This window comes from Streptomyces sp. NPDC001980, assembly GCF_040296885.1.
Classification (GTDB): domain Bacteria; phylum Actinomycetota; class Actinomycetes; order Streptomycetales; family Streptomycetaceae; genus Streptomyces.
This window is the reverse complement of the sequence record NZ_JBEOYD010000010.1, coordinates 59653-73145: the sequence shown is the minus strand read 5'-3', so window position 1 is coordinate 73145 and position 13493 is coordinate 59653. Positions and strand designations below refer to the sequence as shown.

Below are 13493 nucleotides of genomic sequence, written 5' to 3'. Positions count from 1 at the left end.
CGGAAGCCGTAACGGCAGAGTGCCGCTCAGGCCACCGCGCTCAGCGTGTCCGCCAGGCGGCGGCGGGCCGCGCGGGTTGCCGGGAGGGCGGACAGGGCCGCCGCGCCCAGGACCGCCGCCGTGCCGAACAGGAGCAGGAGGAGGAACGGCGGGCTCTGTGCGATACCCGCGCCGATGCCGCTCGATCTGCCCTGGGTGTTGATCAGCCAGTGGGCGAGGGGGGTGCCGAGGGCCGTGCCCGCCAGGGTCGCTGCCAGCGCTGTGCAGCCGGTGGCCGTGACGGTGACTGCGGTGATCTGGCGGGGGGAGAGGCCGATGGCCTTGAGGGCGAGGAGGTCGCGTTCGCCCTCGCGTACCGTGCCGCCGATGGCGGTGAGGAGTTCGACCAGGCCGATCAGGGCGAGGACGGCGATCACGCCGGCCGCCACTCCGCGTAGGGGGGAGAGGCCGTCCGCCGGGTTGGTCACGGTGTGCACGTCCAGGTGGCCGTGGCCGGTAGTGGTCAGGCGGCGGGCGGCCTGGTGGGGGTCGGTGCCGGGGCGCAGTTGGACCTGGTAGAGGGTGGCGGTGAGGGTGGGGTCGTTCTCGCGCAGGGTGTCCAGGGACGTGGAGATGACCCGGCCGGCGTTCTCCGTCTCGATGCTGCGGCCCACGATGTGCAGGATCTGCGGCTGGTTGCTGACGGTCATCCGTACCCAGTCGCCGACGCGCACGTCCAGCAGGTCGAGCAGGCCCTGGCCGGCCACCGCCTCGTCGGCGCCGCGGGCGGGACGGCCCTCGGCGAGCGCGTACGGGTAGGGGGCCTGGTGGGTGCCGAAGCCGCGTAGGGCGATCGTGGCCGTCTGCCCGGGGACCAGTGCGGCCACCTCTACGCCCGGGTAGGCGGCGGCGACCTGGGGGTCGCGGGCCAGCAGGGCGCGGGTGGCGTGGTCGTCTAGGCCCGCGTCCGCGTGGACGGTGAGGGCGGCCGGGAGGCCGATCCGGCCGGGTTCGCTGTGGAAGCGGCTGAGGGTGGTCCACGCGCTCATCGCCACGACGATGAGGAGGAGGGGGAGTGCCAGCCGGGCCACGGTGGTGAGTGCGCGTGTCCGGCGGGCGAAGGCGGTGTGCCAGCCCAGGACCAGTGCGGGAGGTACCCGCAGGCCCAGGGCGCGCCGGGCGGGGGCCGAGAGCTGCCCGCCCACCTGCGGGGTGGCGGCGCCGCCCCGGACCGACGGGAGCGGTGTCGGGACTGGTGGGACGCGGCCCGCGCGCCAGGCTGCCAGGCCCGTCGTCGCGGCTATGAACAGCACCGCGCCGGCGGGGATCGTCACGAGCGTCACCGCGTGGCCGGGCAGGCTCTGCCACAGGGCGATCGCGTCGCCGAGGCGGCCGGGGAGCCTGCTGCCCAGGGACCGGGTCAGGGCGGCCGCGGTCACGGCGCCGAGGAGCGCGTACGCGATGTGCTGGAGGAGGAAGACGCGGACCACCTGGTCCGGGGTGAAGCCGATGGCTTTCAGGATGGAGATGTCCCGGAGGTGGCCGCGGATGCGGGTGGTGATCGCGCCGTGTACGGCCAGGCCCGCGGCTATCAGCGCGCCCAGGCCGAACAGGCCCAGCACCTGGCCGAGCAGCCGGTTGTCGCCCTGTGCCTCGGCGCGCGACTGCTGCCAGGTGGCGACCTCGCCGATCACGCCGGCGCCCAGGACGGTCACCGCGCGCTGCACGGCGTAGTCCGTGTCGTCGGGGTTGGTCAGGCGCAGGCCGATGACCTGGCCGTTCGGGGTGTGGACGACTGAGGGAGGGGCCCAGACCAGGCCTGGCTGCTCGTCCGGGTCGTAGCGCGGCTCGGCGCTGTCGGCGATGCCGAGCACGGTCACCGTGCGGGCGGTGCCGGGCAGGGTGAGCGTGTCGCCGGGTTCGGCGAGCAGGGCGCGGGCCAGATGGCTCTCCAGGACCACGCCGTCGGGGCTCGCCGGGTCGAGCCAGTGGCCGGAGAGGAGGAGCGGGCGGGCGATCGCGAGGTGCTGGGGAGTGGCGCGGAGTTCCACGGCGGCTCGGGTGCCGTGGGAAGTGAGGGTGGTGGTCTCGGTGGCGTACGGGCCGGCCTCGGACTCGACGCCGTCCAGCCCGGTGAGCTTCGACAGCTGTGCGGACCGGGCGGTGTGCAGCCATACGTGGGCGCCGCGGGTCTGCTCGAAGACGCGCTGCCAGGGGTTGGTGGCGTAGCCGAACAGGGCTGTTGCGAGGAGAAGCGACAGGACGATTCCGACCGTGGCCAGCACCAGGAACAGTGCCTCGCCGCGGTGCGTGCGCAGATCGGAGTGTGCCCAGCGCAAGGTCGCCCGCATACGGCTCAGCCCCTTCGGGGGACGTCGTACGTCCGCATGTCGGTCCGTCAGTCCGTCAGTTCCAGCACGCCGGATATCCCGGTGCCGCGGGTGGGCGTGCCGTCCAGTTCCGCGTCGTCGGCTATCCGGCCGTCGAAGAAGCTGATCACCCGGTCCGCGGCGCTGGCCAGCCGGGCGTCGTGGGTGACGAGGAGGATCGTCTGGCCGCGGCCGTGGAAGCGGGAAAGGAGTCGCATCACCTCGCGGGTGCCCTTGCTGTCCAGGCTGCCCGCGGGTTCGTCGGCGAGGAGGAGCGGGGGATGGTTGATCAGGGCGCGGGCGAGCGCGACTCGCTGCTGTTCGCCGCCGGACAGTTCGCCGGGCAGGCTGCGGTCCTTGCCGTCGAGGCCCAGTTCGGCGAGGAGTTCGATGCGTTTGGCGCGCGCCTGCTTCGGGGGGACACCGGCGAGCAGTGCGGGCAGCTCCACGTTGTCGGCGACCGACAGGTTCGACACCAGGTTGAAGAACTGGAAGACGATCCCGATCCGCTTCCGGCGCTCGACGGCCCAGCGGGCCTCGCTCCAGTCGTCCGCGCGGGTGCCGTCCAGCCAGACGCTGCCGGCGTCCGGCCGCTGCAGTCCGCCCAGCAGATGCAGCAGCGTCGACTTGCCGGCCCCGGACGGACCGGTGACCGCGACGAACTCGCCCGGCCGCAGGGCGAGGTTCACCCCGCGTACGGCCCGGGCCGGGGCGCCCTCGCCGTGATGCGTCTTGACCAGGCCCTCGGCGCGCAGCACAGGAGTGGCCGGGCCTTCGGCGCGCGGCATGGGAGTGGCCGCACCCCCGGCGCGCGGCGCAGGAGCGGGAGTCTCGCTCATTCCAGCTCCTCCAGTTCTTCCTGGCACCGTTCCAGCCAGTCCAGGTCGGCCTGCAGGTGCAGCATCGCGCCCTCGATCAGCAGGTGGGCGATCCGGTTGTCGCGGTTCTCGGCGGCGGCCAGCTTCGACAGGCTGCGCATGGTGGTCAGGTACTGCCGCCGCTGCCGGTTGATCAGGGCGATCTGGTCGGCGAGTCCGGTCTGCGGAGCGAGCGCCAGCTTCATGAAGAACTCGTCCCGCACCCGGGGCTCGTCCTCGGGTTTCTCGAACCAGGCGCGGAGTTCGTCCTGCCCGGCCTCGGTGAGGTGGTAGACCTTCTTGTTGGGACGGCTGGACTGCTCGACGTCCTCGCCCTCGATCAGCCCCTGCTTCTCCAGGCGGCCCAGGGTCACGTAGACCTGGCCGATGTTCGGCTGAGGGTACGCGGAGCCCAGCAGTTGCTCAAGGTCCTGCTTCAGCTCGTAGCCGTGGGCCGGACCGCGCGCGAGGAGTGCCAGGAGGGGCAGGCGCACGTGTGCAGTCCTCCTGTCTACCGATTGTGCTCCGCACCCTAGTATCGCCCATACCTAACAGGTATACATGGCCTCCGACTCGGGGTGAAGGTGCCCCGTGCGGTCGCGGTGCACAGGGAGGAACCTATGCGGTGGTTGCGTGCCGCGGGTAGGGGTCTCCTGGCTCTCGTCGTGGTCATGACCGGATACGTCGCCTCCGGCGCGCACTCCGGACAGGGGGCCGGCGGAGGGCGCGGCCCGCTGACCGTGGCCACCGCCGGGGACCTCACGGGCTACCTCGGCCCGCTCCTGGAGGGCTGGAACCGCACCCACCCCGGCGAGCGGGTCACCCTCGTCGAACTCCCCGACTCCGCCGACGAGGCCCACGCGCAGATGGTCACCGACCTGCGCGGCGGTGACCGCAGCCGGTTCGACGTCCTCAACATCGACGTCGCCTGGACCTCGGAGTTCGCCGCGGCGGGCTGGATCCGGCCGCTGCCCCGCGACCGCTTCCCGCTGGACACCTTCCTGCCGCGGGTCGTCGACACGGCGACCTACGACGGACGGCTGTACGCGGTCCCGTACGTCACCAACGCCGGTCTGCTCCTGTACCGCGCGGACATCCTCGCCAAGGAGGGCGTGCGCCCGCCGCGCACCTGGGCCGAACTGGAGCACGACGCGAAGACCATCGCGCCGAAGTACGGACTCGGCGGCTACGCGGGCCAGTTCCTGCCCTACGAGGGGCTCACCGTGAACGCCGCCGAGGCCGTCTACTCGGCCGGCGGCACCATCCTCGGGGACGAGGGCGCCAAGGTCACCGTCGACTCCGCGGCGGCGCGCGAGGGCATCGGGTTCCTCACCCGCGGGGTGCGGGAGGGCTGGATCCCCAAGGCCGCGCTGACCTACACGGAGGAGGAGTCCAAGCAGGCCTTTCAGGACGGTCACCTGCTCTTTCTCCGCAACTGGCCGTACGCGTACGTCGGCGCCTCGGCCAAGGGCTCGGTGGTCGCCGGCAAGGTCGGCGCCGTACCGCTGCCCGGGCCCGACGGGCCGGGGACCAGCGTCCTCGGCGGCTCCAACCTGGCCGTCAACACGCATGCCCGGCACCCCGACTCGGCGGCGCGGCTGATCGCGTACCTCACCAGCGCGCCCGTGCAGCGCCAGGTCCTCACCCGCGGCGCGCTGCCGCCGGTGCGCGCCGCACTGTACGACGACCCCGCGCTGATCCGGGAGTTCCCCTATCTGCCGACCCTGCGCGCCAGCGTGCAGGCGGCCCGGCCGCGCCCCAAGAGCCCGCGTTACGACCAGGTCAGCCTGGTGGTGCAGGCCGTCGTGCACGACGCGATGACCGGGCACGAGACGCCCGCGGCGGCGGTGCGCCGGCTGGCACGGGAACTGGCCGCCCTCTCCAACCGATAGGCCGATAGTTACTTGTTAGGTAACGCGACGGTCTCTTCTGTGCCCTTCAGTGGTCAATATTTCATGACATAGCTTCCCAACTCGACAGTAGCTTCTGCCCTACTCGTTGACACCCTCTCGACACGTCTACTTAACATGCATGCATAACTGCTGCCCTTCGCAGAGACAGGTCAACGGGTTGAACAACGTGTTGAACCGGCACCCTTGGTGGCGTGACGCAGTGATCTACCAGGTGTACGTCCGCAGCTTCCTGGACAGCACCGGTGACGGCATCGGCGATCTGGCCGGCGTCCGGGCCGGGCTGCCGTACCTGAAGAAGCTCGGTGTCGACGGGATCTGGCTGAGCCCCTTCTATCCCTCGCCGCAGCACGACCACGGCTACGACGTGGCCGGCTACTGCGACGTGGACCCGCTCTTCGGCGACCTCGCCGAGTTCGACCTGCTGACGGCGGCCGCCCGGCGGCTCGGCATGAAGGTGCTGCTGGACATCGTCCCCAACCACTGCTCCGACGAGCACCCGTGGTTCCGGCAGGCCCTCGCCGCCGCACCCGGCAGCCGGGAGCGCGGCCGCTTCCACTTCGCCGACGGCCGGGGCCCCGACGGCTCCGAACCGCCCAACAACTGGCACTCCATGTTCGGCGGCCCGGCCTGGACCCGGGTGACCGAGGCGGACGGCCGGCCCGGGCAGTGGTACCTGCACATGTTCGCGCCCGAGCAGCCCGACTGGAACTGGCGCACCCCCGAGGTCGCCGCCGAGTTCGACAAGGTGCTCCGCTTCTGGCTCGACCGGGGTGTCGACGGCTTCCGCATCGACGTCGCCGCCGGTCTCTTCAAGGACCCCGAGCTGCCCGACTCCCCGGACCCCGAGGCCGACGCCCGCACCCGCGACTCGGTCAACCCCCTCGCCTGGAACCAGCCCGAGGTGCACGACGTCTGGCGGCACTGGCGCGCGATGTGCGAGGAGTACACGGCACGCGACGGCCGCGAACGCCTCCTCGTCGGCGAGGTGTCGGTGCCCACCGCCCGCGACCACGCGCTGTACGTCCGCCCTGACGAACTCCACCAGGCCTTCTTCTTCGACCTGCTGGGTGCGCCGTGGAACGCCGACGCCTTCCGCAAGGTCATCGGCGAGGCCATGCAGGACATCGCCGGCACCGGCTCCACCGTCACCTGGGTCCTCAACAACCACGACCAGGTCCGCACGGTCACCCGCTACGGCGAACCCACCCCCGAGGGCAGCGGACTCGGCGCCGCCCGGGCCCGCGCCGCAGCCCTGCTGATGCTGGCCCTGCCCGGCGCCGCCTACATCTACCAGGGCGAGGAACTGGGCCTGCCCGAGGTCGTCGACCTGCCCGACGACGTGCTCACCGACCCGATCTTCCGGCGCACCGGCAGCCGGGCCCGGATCCGCGACGGCTGCCGCGTCCCGCTCCCGTGGTCCGGGCAGGCCTCCCCGTTCGGCTTCACCTCCGGCGCCGAAGGAGCCCGGCCCTGGCTGCCGCAGCCCGACTACTTCGCCGAGTACGCCACCGACCGTGCCCTCGCCGACACCCGCTCCTTCTGGCACCTGTACCGCGACGGACTCCAACTCAGGTCCCGGCTGCCCCAGTTGGGCGACGGCCCGCTGGAGTGGCTGGACACCCCGCCCGGCGTACTCGGCTTCGTCCGCGACGGCGGCCCGGTACGCGGTGACGGCCTGGTCTGCGCCGTCAACTTCGGTACGGCACCCACCCCCGCACCCGTCTCCGGCACCCCCCTGCTCGCCAGCGGCCCCTGCCCGGCCGGAGTACTGCCCGGCTCCACCGCCGCCTGGTGGATCAACGACCTCTGAACCCCCCTTTGAACCCCCTCTGAACCCCCCGCTTGAACCCCCTCTGACCCCCCGCTCAACTCGTGCTCTCCCGAAGGGACATCAACGATGATGCGACGACGTACCACCCTGCTCACCGGCTGCACCGCCCTCCTCCTCGCGCTCGGTGCCACCGCCTGCGGAGGCAGCAGCGGACCGGTCTCGGCCGGCGGCGGCGGCAAGTCGCTCAGCGGCCAGACCGTCACCGTGGCCGGCGTCTGGTCCGGGGACGAACTGAAGAGCTTCCAGAAGGTCCTCGACGCGTTCAGCGCGAAGACCGGCGCCAAGACCCAGTTCGTGTCCACCGGCGACAACGTCTCCACCGTCATCGGCAGCAAGATCGAGGGCGGCAACGCCCCCGACGTCGTCATGGTCCCGCAGGTCGGCGTGCTCCAGCAGTTCGCCAAGAGCGGCTGGCTGAAGCCGCTCTCCCAGACCACCCAGCAGTCCGTGGACAGCAACTTCGCGCCGGTCTGGAAGAACTACGGCAGTGTCGGCGGCACCCTCTACGGCCTCTACTTCAAGGCCGCCGACAAGTCCACCGTCTGGTACAGCCCCGACGCCCTCGACCAGGCCGGGGTCAAGCCGCCCACCACCTGGGCCGACCTGCTGAAGGACGGGCACACCGTCTCCGACTCGGGACTCGCCGCCTTCTCCATAGGCGGCGAGGACGGCTGGACCCTCACCGACTGGTTCGAGAACATCTACCTCTCCCAGGCCGGACCCGAGAAGTACGACGCCCTCGCCGCCCACAAGCTCCCGTGGACCGACGCGTCCGTGGTCAAGGCACTGGGCACGCTCGGCACCCTCTTCAAGGACAAGCAGCTGATCGCGGGCGGCCAGAAGGAGGCCCTCAACACCGACTTCCCGGGCTCCGTGGAGAAGGTCTTCGGGCCCAAGCCGGAAGCCGCCATGGTCTACGAGGGCGACTTCGTCGCCGGCGTCGCGCACGACCAGTTCGGCAAGACGATCGGCACGGACGCCACGTTCTTCCCGTTCCCGGCCGTCGACGGCGGCACGGCGCCCGTGGTCAGCGGCGGCGACGCGGCGGTCGTGCTGAAGGCGGGCAAGAACGCCACGGCCGGCATGAAGCTCCTGGAGTACCTGGCCACGCCGGAGGCCGCGGCCGTCTGGGCGAAGGAGGGCGGCTTCCTGTCCGCCAACAAGAACCTGGACCTGTCCTCCTACAGCGACGACGTCACCCGGGAGATCGCCAAGTCCCTGGTGGGCGGCGGTGACTCGGTCCGCTTCGACATGTCCGACCAGGCACCCGCGGCCTTCGGCGGCACCAAGGGCGCCGGCGAGTGGAAGATCCTGCAGGACTTCCTCGCCGACCCGTCCGACCCGAAGGCGACCGCCGGGCAGCTGGAGACCGCCGCGGCCAAGGCGTACAAGGGCTGACGGCCGTGACCGCGACTGTGGTTCCACAGACCGGACCACCCGTCACCGGGCAGGCCGAACGCGCCCGGCGGACCCGGCGCCGTGGCCGGATCATCGCCCTGCTCTTCGTCTTCCCGGCGCTGCTCCTGCTGGGCGCGCTGGTCGTCTACCCCGTGCTGTTCTCGATCGGCCGCAGCTTCTTCGACGCGTCCGGCACCCGGTTCGTCGGCGGCGACAACTACACGGAGATGTTCCGCGACCCGGCGACGCTCAAGGCCATCCGCAACACCGTGATCTGGGTGCTGGTGGCCCCGACCCTGCTCACCGGGCTCGGCCTGATCCTCGCCGTGCTGGTGGAGAAGGTGCGCTGGGCGACCGCGTTCAAGCTGCTGCTGTTCCTGCCGATGGCGGTGTCCTTCCTGGCCGCCGGCATCATCTTCCGGCTCGCCTACGACGAGGACCCGCACAAGGGCGTGCTCAACGCGGCCGTGGTCACCGTGCACAACGCGTTCAAGGGCACCGCCGAGTACCCGACCGCCCGCGCCCGCACCGGCCAGGACCTCACGGCGGAGAAGGACGGCTCGTACCGCACCGCCGCGAACCTCGGGCCGGGCGACACGGTGTCGCTCGGGCTGGTGGGCGTCGCGCCGAAGGACCTCCCGGGCGGTGCACAGCCCGCCTACGCGGCGGCCCAGCGGCAGGCCGCGGCCGACGAACTGAGCGGGGTGGTCTACCTGGACTTCACCCCGGGCGGCGGAGGCAGCCCCGGTGTGGTGGACCGTAAGGAGAGCGGCCTGCCGCGGATGAAGGTCCAGGCGGTGCGCGCCGACGACGGCAAGGCGGTCGCGAGCACCACCACCGCCGCCGACGGTTCCTTCCGCTTCACGGGACTGGCGGCCGGTTCCTACGGGGTGGAGCTGCCGGCCTCGAACTTCGCGCAGCCCTACCAGGGTGTCTCCTGGCTCGGACCCGCCCTCGTCACGCCCGCCATCATCGGGGCCTACCTGTGGATCTGGACCGGGTTCGCGATGGTGCTCATCGGCGCGGGGCTGGCCGCTCTGCCCCGGGACGCCCTTGAGGCCGCCCGGATGGACGGCGCGAACGAGTGGCAGATCTTCCGGCGCATCACCGTGCCGCTGCTGGCGCCGGTGCTCACCGTGGTGTTCGTGACCCTCGTCATCAACGTGATGAAGGTCTTCGACCTCGTGTACATCATCGCGCCCGGGCCGGTGCAGGAGGACGCGACCGTCCTCGCGACCCAGATGTGGCTGGTGTCCTTCGGCGGCGGCAACAACCAGGGGCTCGGCAGCGCGCTCGGCGTGCTGCTCCTTGTCCTGGTGATCCCGGCCATGGCCTTCAACGTCCGGCGCTTCCGGAGGAGTCAGCGATGAACGCGATCAGGCGCGGCCTGGGCAACGCCGTGGTGCAGGCCTTCCTCGTGGTGGTCGGGCTGGTCTGGCTCACCCCCCTTGCCGGGCTGCTGCTGTCCTCGCTGCGGTCCTCGCAGGACTCGGCGAGCAGCGGCTGGTGGACGGCGTTCACCAGCCCCGGGCAGCTGTCCTTCGACAACTACTCGGCCCTGCTGAAGAACTCGGGCATGACCCAGGCCTTCTGGAACACCGTGCTGATCTCGGTGCCGGCGACCACCCTGGTGGTCGTGGTGGCCGCGCTGGCCGGATACGCCTTCGCCTGGCTGGACTTCCCAGGCCGCGAACCCGTGTTCCTGCTGGTGGTCGCCCTGTTGGTGGTACCGGTGCAGATCGGCCTGCTGCCCGTCGCCAAACTCTTCGGGCAACTGGGCCTGTTCGGCACGATTCCCGGCGTGGTGCTGTTCCACGTGGCGTACGGACTGCCGTTCGCGGTGTTCCTGCTGCGGAACTACTTCGCCGAGATGCCCAAGGAGATGCTGGAGGCCGCCCGGATGGACGGCGGCAGCGAGTGGCGGATCTTCACCCGGCTGGTGCTGCCGGTGGGGCGGCCGGCCATCGCCAGCCTCGCCATCTTCCAGTTCCTGTGGGTCTGGAACGACATGCTGGTGGCCCTGCTGTTCGCGGACAGCTCCGCCCAGCCGCTGACCGTCGAACTCCAGTCCCAGATCCGGCAGTTCGGCAGCAACATCGACGTGCTGGCGCCGGGTGCGTTCCTGTCCCTGGTGGTGCCCGTGGTGGTGTTCTTCGCCTTCCAGCGGCACTTCGTGCAGGGCGTGATGGCGGGGTCGGTCAAATAGCCAGGAGAGCAAATAGCCAGGAGAGGCTCCCCTTCGGGCGGAGCCTCTTCCACGGCCGGGGGCCGCCTCGGCGGCGCCGTCGTTCCCGGAGGCCGGCGGCGCGCTGGAACCGGGCCCGGGAACCGTCCTCGTCCAGCGGTACTGTGCCGCGTGGCCGAACCTGGACGCAGCAGAGCCGGCCGCCTTCTTCGCGGAGGACGCCACCTATCAGAACGTCCCCCTGCCCGGTGTCATCACGGGACGCGGCGCGATCCAGCAGGCCCTCGCGGAGCAGATCCGGATACCCCAGTACACCACCCTCTGCATCCAGAAGGCCGTTTCCTGGCGGAACACGGTCATCGCGACTCGCGTCGACTCGTACCGCTACACGAACGCCGACCACGACGTCGACCTCCCGCCGTGGCTCCTCCGTTTCACGGCAGGCGTGGCCCTGTATTCACACAGAGTGATCCGCGCCTGTCGTGTGCCTCTCCCGGCTCGCCTCACCTCGCCTGCCCGGATCACCCTGCCTAGCATGGGAAAGACGCCGCTGCCCCGGCGGTGTGTACCCCGCGCCGGCAAAGGGTGAGAGCCGTGAGTACCTCCCACGACGAGCAGAAGCGGATGCGGTCGGCAGAGTCGGGACAGCCGGGGGCCGAGGAGCAGGTGGGGCCCAGGCCTGATGGCGAGCCGTTCTTCCACCCGTATCACCATCCCGCGGCCGGCTGGGGCGCCGCCAAGAGCGTGAGCAAGTTCCTGGTGAAAGAGCGGGCGCTCGTCGAGGGGCCGCGGGCGATCATGAAGATGAACCACGAGGGGGAGGGCTTCGACTGTCCCGGGTGTGCGTGGCCCGACGACACGAAGGGGCTGCGGCTCGATCTCTGTGAGAACGGGGTCAAGCACGTCACCTGGGAGATGACCCGGAAGCGGGTCGGGCGGGAGTTCTTCGCCGCGCACTCCGTCGGTGAGCTGGCCGAGTGGAGTGACTTCGCGCTGGAGGACCAGGGGCGGCTGACCGAGCCGATGGTGTACGACGGCGAGTCGGACCATTACCGGCCGATCAGCTGGTGTGAAGCGTTCGCGCTGGTCGGGCGGGCGTTGCGGGAGCTGGACGGTCCGAACCAGGCCTCCTTCTACACCTCCGGGCGGCTCGGCAACGAGGCCACCTTCCTGTATCAGCTCATGGCCCGTGAGCTGGGGACCAACAACCTTCCGGACTGTTCCAACATGTGTCACGAGGCCAGTGGGCGGGCCCTCACCGCCTCGCTGGGGACGGGGAAGGGGACCGTTGATCTTCAGGACTGGGATGCCACCGACGCCCTCTTCATCATGGGTGTGAACGCCGCGTCGAACGCGCCCCGGATGCTCACCGCCCTCGCCACCGCCTACAAACGCGGTGCCCAGATCGTGCACGTCAACCCGCTGATCGAGGCGGCCTCGCGACGGACGATCATCCCGCACGACTTCGTGGACATGGCGGCCTGCCACTCGACCCGCACCGGCACCCTCAACCTCCAGGTGCGCGTCGGGGGTGACATGGCGCTGATGCGGGGGATCTCCAAGGCCGTCCTCGACCAGGCCACGTCCGATCCCAAGGCACTCGACCAGGAGTTCATCGACCGGTACACGAGCGGGTTCGAGGACTACCGGAAGGTGTGCGAGGCCACGTCCTGGGAGGAGATCGAGCGGCAGTCCGGGATCAGCCGCGCCGACATTCTCCGTGCGGCCCGGATCTACGGGGACGCCGACCGCAGCATCATCAGCTGGTGTCTCGGTGTCAGTCAGCATGAGCACGGGGTCGACACCGTGCGGGAGATCGTCAACGTGCTGTTGCTGCGCGGCAACCTCGGGCGGGAGGGGGCCGGGCCCTCGCCCGTGCGGGGGCACAGCAACGTGCAGGGCAACCGGACGTGCGGCATCGATCATCGGCCGACCAGCCAGTTCCTGGACCGGCTCGCCGCGGTGTGCGAGATCGATCCGCCCCGGGAGCACGGGCTCGACACCGTCGGCACCGTCCACGCGATGCTCCGCGGCGACGTCAAGGTGTTCGTCGGCATGGGCGGCAACTTCGCCCTCGCCGCGCCCGACACCCGCGCCACCTACGAGGCCCTGCGCAACTGCGAACTCACCGTCCAGGTGAGCACCAAGCTCAACCGCAGCCATCTCGTCCACGGCCGGCAGGCGCTGATCCTGCCCTGCCTCGGCCGTACCGAGAAGGACCATCAGCGGTGCGGCATCCAGAGCACCTCCGTCGAGGACTCCATGAGCATGGTGCATCTGTCCGTGGGGATGAAGAAGCCGGCTTCCGCGCACCTGTTGTCCGAGCCCGCCGTCATCGCCGGGATCGCCCGCGCGGCGCTTCCCGACAGCACCACGCCCTGGGCCTGGTACGTCGAGGACTACGACCGTATCCGCGACACCATGGCCCAGGTTCTCGACGGTTTCGAGGACTTCAACCGGCGGGTACGGCTGCCGCTGGGGTTCCGGATCCGGCAGCCCGCCCGGGAACTGGTCTTCCGTACGCCCTCCGGGCTCGCCGAGTTCTCCTCGGCGCCGCTGCCCGACGTCGTACCCGCGCCGGGGACCCTGGCGCTCGGCACCATGCGGTCCCACGACCAGTGGAACACCACGATCTACTCCGACAACGACCGCTACCGGGGGATCAAGAACCTCCGCACCCTCGTCTTCATGAACGCGGCCGACATGCGGGAGCGCGGCATCGCGGAGTTCGATCCGGTGGACATCGAGAGCACGGCCAAGGACGGCAGTACACGTGAGCTGAACGGCTACCTCGCCGTTCCGTACGATCTGCCGCGCGGCTGTGCGGCCGGGTACATGCCCGAGATGAACGTGCTGATCGCCCTGTGCGACTACAGCGAACAGAGCGACCAGCCGTTGATGAAGCACATCCGGGCGACGATCCGGCCGGCCGCCGCCGCCGCTTCCTGAAGCGCCCTGTGC

Annotated in this window: 9 protein-coding genes; 6 read left to right on the top strand and 3 right to left on the bottom strand. The window is 70.7% G+C overall.

Translation table 11 applies throughout. The features are described 5' to 3' along the window. Positions 1 to 26: 26 nt before the first annotated feature. From ABT137_RS17610 to ABT137_RS17600, 3 genes are read right to left on the bottom strand one after another with little or no spacing between them, the layout of a single operon-like run. Entirely contained in the window at positions 27 to 2330 is a 2304-nt protein-coding gene (locus ABT137_RS17610; RefSeq protein WP_351709427.1) for an ABC transporter permease, read from the bottom strand. 47 nt (positions 2331 to 2377) lie between these two features. Then, a complete protein-coding gene (locus ABT137_RS17605) occupies positions 2378 to 3136 on the bottom strand; it encodes an ABC transporter ATP-binding protein (RefSeq protein WP_351709965.1) in 759 nt (252 codons plus the stop codon). Between the two features lie 47 nt (positions 3137 to 3183). Then, on the bottom strand, positions 3184 to 3699 hold the full coding sequence (locus tag ABT137_RS17600) for a PadR family transcriptional regulator (protein ID WP_351709424.1): 516 nt from the start codon (positions 3697 to 3699) through the stop codon (positions 3184 to 3186). Positions 3700 to 3825: 126 nt separating this feature from the next. On the opposite strand from ABT137_RS17600, the gene ABT137_RS17595 reads away from it, so the two are divergent. The 6 genes from ABT137_RS17595 (at position 3826) to ABT137_RS17570 (ending at position 13481) form a co-directional block, all read left to right on the top strand. Next, positions 3826 to 5097 (top strand): ABC transporter substrate-binding protein, encoded by a 1272-nt coding sequence (locus ABT137_RS17595; protein WP_351709421.1) that lies wholly within the window; start codon positions 3826 to 3828, stop codon positions 5095 to 5097. Positions 5098 to 5236: 139 nt separating this feature from the next. Further along, entirely contained in the window at positions 5237 to 6928 is a 1692-nt protein-coding gene (locus ABT137_RS17590; RefSeq protein ID WP_351709419.1) for a glycoside hydrolase family 13 protein, read from the top strand. 87 nt (positions 6929 to 7015) lie between these two features. After that, the gene (locus ABT137_RS17585; protein ID WP_351709416.1) at positions 7016 to 8347 is read left to right on the top strand and encodes an ABC transporter substrate-binding protein; all 1332 of its coding nucleotides are present in this window, start codon (positions 7016 to 7018) and stop codon (positions 8345 to 8347) included. Between the two features lie 5 nt (positions 8348 to 8352). Beyond that, positions 8353 to 9717, top strand: a complete 1365-nt coding sequence (locus ABT137_RS17580) for an ABC transporter permease (RefSeq protein WP_351709413.1) — start codon at positions 8353 to 8355, stop codon at positions 9715 to 9717. Further along, complete coding sequence (locus ABT137_RS17575) at positions 9714 to 10553, top strand: carbohydrate ABC transporter permease (RefSeq protein ID WP_351709410.1); 840 nt, start codon at positions 9714 to 9716, stop codon at positions 10551 to 10553. The genes ABT137_RS17580 and ABT137_RS17575 overlap by 4 nt, the downstream gene beginning before the upstream one ends. 603 nt (positions 10554 to 11156) lie before the next feature. Then, the gene (locus tag ABT137_RS17570; protein WP_351709962.1) at positions 11157 to 13481 is read left to right on the top strand and encodes an FdhF/YdeP family oxidoreductase; all 2325 of its coding nucleotides are present in this window, start codon (positions 11157 to 11159) and stop codon (positions 13479 to 13481) included. Positions 13482 to 13493: the final 12 nt, after the last annotated feature.